Origin of the sequence: Nitrosovibrio sp. Nv17 (genome assembly GCF_900119085.1) — a bacterium.
Classification (GTDB): domain Bacteria; phylum Pseudomonadota; class Gammaproteobacteria; order Burkholderiales; family Nitrosomonadaceae; genus Nitrosospira.
The window spans coordinates 1-4,128 of record NZ_FPIQ01000042.1; the positions used below are offsets into that span (position 1 = coordinate 1).

The 4,128-nt window shown below is 39.7% G+C and carries 3 protein-coding genes; all 3 read right to left on the bottom strand.

The genetic code is table 11. The features are described from left to right. Window positions 1–105 precede the first annotated feature (105 nt). From BT108_RS13665 to BT108_RS13670, 3 genes are read right to left on the bottom strand one after another with little or no spacing between them, the layout of a single operon-like run. Window positions 106–1,611, bottom strand: a complete 1,506-nt coding sequence (locus tag BT108_RS13665; RefSeq protein WP_143142509.1) for a hypothetical protein — start codon at window positions 1,609–1,611, stop codon at window positions 106–108. Next, on the bottom strand, window positions 1,608–2,405 hold the full coding sequence (locus BT108_RS13150; protein WP_083566466.1) for a polysaccharide lyase: 798 nt from the start codon (window positions 2,403–2,405) through the stop codon (window positions 1,608–1,610). Before BT108_RS13150 ends, BT108_RS13665 begins: the two co-directional genes overlap by 4 nt. Window positions 2,406–2,426: 21 nt before the next feature. Next, entirely contained in the window at window positions 2,427–3,746 is a 1,320-nt protein-coding gene (locus BT108_RS13670; RefSeq protein ID WP_255369725.1) for a hypothetical protein, read from the bottom strand. Window positions 3,747–4,128: the final 382 nt, after the last annotated feature.

The window sequence follows — 4,128 nt, forward strand, 5'->3', positions numbered from 1 at the left end:
GCAATCTTCCGCTCCATATCAAAGCCCCCGAAAGGGTATCAAAAGATGGCAGATTCTCCACTTAGCGGCTCGTTCAAATTCCCGGTACCAGCTCTGAGCAGGTTTCTAGAGGGTCAATACATCCTTTTCATAACTCATTGCCCTCCATGCCGCTCCAATAATTAGCCAGAAAATAAAAGTACCTCTAGGATCAGTTAGTATTGCAGAAGAAGGAGTGTTTGCTAACAATAACGATAGGGCAACCAAAGCCAGAAGTGCAATACTATATAGAGGTGTTCCAGCAGTTCGCCATACGCGATAGAATAGCGCTAACCATAATATTACAAAAAACGCCAACATCATAAATGCTCCGGCAAAACCAGCTTCTGCAATAATATTGGGCCAATATGTATCAACTATAAATTTACCCTGCAAAAACCACCAGTAGCGACCAAAGCCCAAGTCTTGGAAGAGGCTTAAATCAAATTTCTGAGCTCCAGCCCCCCCGTATGTACCAAGACCTGAACCAAACGGGAAATAGTGCTGCGCGACTATAATTCCGTTAGTAGAAAGAATTGCTCGTTCTGAAGGCTGAGTAAAGCTACTCATTATCCCCCATTGTTCAAGTATGCTTTGCATGGGTATATACTTCATATAGATAAAAGACGAAGTAAGAATACCAATCATTATGATAGAAAATATAAATATTATAGATAGATGTTTGCGCCAAAAAATCATAGCAAGTATGGATGCAGAAAATATCATCGCCATAAGTTCCTGGCGCTGACCCGAAAGAAGCACAAAAACAATATAAATAACCACACAAAAATAATTTCCTAAAGACCTACGGCCAATCATCAACTGAATAACAGCGCTCATCGCTAATAGCGCACTAATAATTGAAAGGTATCCTGCGTGATAAAAAGGCCCACGGTATCGCGCCCCAATCCCAAGAAATGGATTAATGGCGTATTCACTATCTGGATTAGGCCCTAGAATCTGTGAGTGTATTTCGGGCATTAAAATTTCCACTATGAGAATAGGAGCAATGAAAATCCACGAGTAGGAAATAATTTTTCTAAATAAGCCCTCAATATGTGTATTCCATACTAATAAAGTACCTGCACCTAACATCAACGGCCATTTTAAATTATATTGTAGCTGCCATAATGCAGCCATCATTTGGGAGCGACCCAATATGCTGCTTAATAATGCAATAAGGAGATAGAGGGCGAATATAATTAATAGAATACGAACAATATAATCTACGGATGAGATACTCCATACATTCTTTATAATTAAAAATAATAACCCAAAAATCAATAGCTCTAGCATATATCCCACAGGGAAATCAACGGACTGCTGCATGATGTTAACAAACAACATCGTAGGCCAAACTATAATCAGTAAATAGCCTCGCTGATCTCTAATACTATGCACATTTAAGGATAGTACAGATAAAATCAATAAAATAATCGAAACAAACAAAATGCTAAATAATATATACTGCCCGGCGCCTATTAAAAGAGCAGTAAAAAATGAAAATAAAATGAATAAAAGCGATACCCCTCCTATCCATATTTTCTTGGAACCGGCTTCCATGGAATTTGGATTGTTCAATGCGAAATTCATTTATGCTGACACGGTGTAAGTTTCTGCATATCTTCATAACCCGTGCGCGCACCACCTAAGTGAATGAAGTCTATATAGACAGTGCGCTCACTAACCCCCATCATTCCCGGCATGTAAATCCCAGCTTTTGGATAATTACCCAGCCATGTTTGATATGAGTTTGGCGTATTAATAGTTTCATATACTTTATCCCCATTCATCCAGAGCTTAAATGAGCCCATACCCGGCATATAAGACCAGTCAATGCGCATGACAAAACAATACCATTTCTCCAGTTTCAATTTATCTAGGCGGATTATCTGTCTGGTTGAATTCTCCTTTGTTACAACCTCTCCCTTTTCCATATCTCGTGTATTTGAATGTAATTCAAGATCTAGATTGTCACCTTTAACTACTAGTGAAACAGGGGGTGAAACTACTACAGTTTTCTGACTGGTATGTAATTGACCCACTATTGCAGGATATGGATGAAACTCCCAATCTTTAGGGAAATATACGCTTATCGCATACCATCTAATTCCCTCACGTTTATACTCTCTCTGAGGTGAAATTTCGGTACGTATACCACCATAAACCTTTCTGTCAGTATCCCTAACACGCATTCTAAATACGGTTCTTTCACTTCCGGCCGGATCAGATACCATTTCAATGTTTTCCGGGGTAGCGCTATTCACAGCATAACGCTCATTAAATTGCTGCTGAAATATAATCTTTCCACCCAAGCGAGTATCAATTTGTCCAAATGCAATCTCGGAGATCAAGAACATGATAAATATACAAAGGCTGTGATTCATTTAATCGTACTCATCAAAAGATCATTTGAGGACTACTCCTGACAATAAAGACTTTTCTTCAGGTGACCAAGCTTTCAATAGCATGACCCCGATCAACATTATTAATGTGATAATGCCCATCGATAATAGTATAGATACAATTCCCTCTCCCATTTGAAAAAGACTGCCAATTACCAACGCAACAATCGCTAGCAAAGAGAGCTTTCCCAAACCAAGCCAATATAGTCGATATTGCCAACCAGAAGTTCTCAAATTCCGCAATACCAAATATGAATAAATACTTTCGGCTATAAATAAGGTGAAAAACAGCAATTCCCAATGTTGAATTCTTCCGGCACAATAAAGAAATAATGGAGTGATACATAATAATATACTTATACGACTCGTGACCCCAGAACGTTCAAGGATATGAGCCATTAAATCTGTGAGTCTATGATGTGCCCACGCCATCAAAACACCTAGCCATCCAATTAAAAACCAGTGTGCAGACTCATAACGCCCTCCACTAAGAATGCTGCATACCTCATCTCCACGTATTATTAGCAAAATTATCAAAGGAATTAAAAATAAGAGATTTATTCTGAATATTAGCCCGACTCTGATTCCGAGTTTAGATAAACTACGTTCTTCTAAGAATCGTGCTACCAACAAAGTTCGAATTACTCCCAATAGGAAATCCATTGGCATAAATCTTCGAATCTGCTCGGATAGATTCCGTGCAAAACCCATAGGCGCCGTAGCTTCTACCCCGATTAAGCGAGTAACTAGCAATATCACTGTTTGCCCACCCCAACTCATGTTGGCCAAATTACTTAGCCATGCATTCCGGCCTGCTCTCAACATCTTGGACCAAGATGGAAGATGCCAATCAGGGTCACTCGCGGGATCATCCCGACAAGACTTTAGATACTGAAACAAAAAAATAGCTGCAATTATTAAACTACTGGTGCTGGCAAATAGCTCCGCATATGCGAGTCCTTCTGCAGTACGCCATGCATCCTTCTGAAATATCAGGAAAACAAAGATCAACATGAAAATATTCCGAACCATTTGACTTATTTGTCCTGCTGCCTGGAGTAATAAACACGCTAATATCTGATCACGAAAAACCCGTCCCATACCCTCAACAAACATAACTATCGCATATACTTGCAAGGCTGCTACAGCACCTTCCAGTTTAAGCCAATCGCTCAGCGTTGGTGCTGCCATAAAAAGCACGCCTGCACCAATCATTAACGTCCCGAACTGCACAGCAATGCATCGCCATATAAATATACGTAGCGTATTTCCAGATACCTTTAATTTGGCTTGAGGTATAAATACAGCAGTTACCCATTCCATACCGAAATTGGATAATACTAAACCCACCTCTAGAAGAGCAAATGATGTTATGTAATTTGCGTAATGAAGTTCAGATAGCTGCTGTGCAACCCATATTAGGATTAGAAATGCCGCAAAGGCATTTATCAATCTACCAATCGCGTACTGAATAGTGCTCCGCTGGAACGCAACGGATGAATAGGCAACTCCCAAAGTTATGGTAATCTAAGGTGTATTAATAATTTAATGGCTAATTTATGATGTACTTCTAATCTGTCGTGAAATTTCCTACCAGTAAGATGGAATTAAGAGCTGGCCATTCGTTTGAACAGCGGCCCGGGTATTTTTAAGTGCAATCTCTGCTGATTTTCACGCTGCCAGTTCAACCGTCGGCAACATCACG

Bases quoted from the DNA above. Each gene is read 5' to 3' on its own strand.
- BT108_RS13670 (WP_255369725.1), bottom strand. From the start codon at position 3,746: ATGGAATGGGTAACTGCTGTATTTATACCTCAAGCCAAATTAAAGGTA.
- BT108_RS13665 (WP_143142509.1), bottom strand. From the start codon at position 1,611: ATGAATTTCGCATTGAACAATCCAAATTCCATGGAAGCCGGTTCCAAG.
- BT108_RS13150 (WP_083566466.1), bottom strand. From the start codon at position 2,405: ATGAATCACAGCCTTTGTATATTTATCATGTTCTTGATCTCCGAGATT.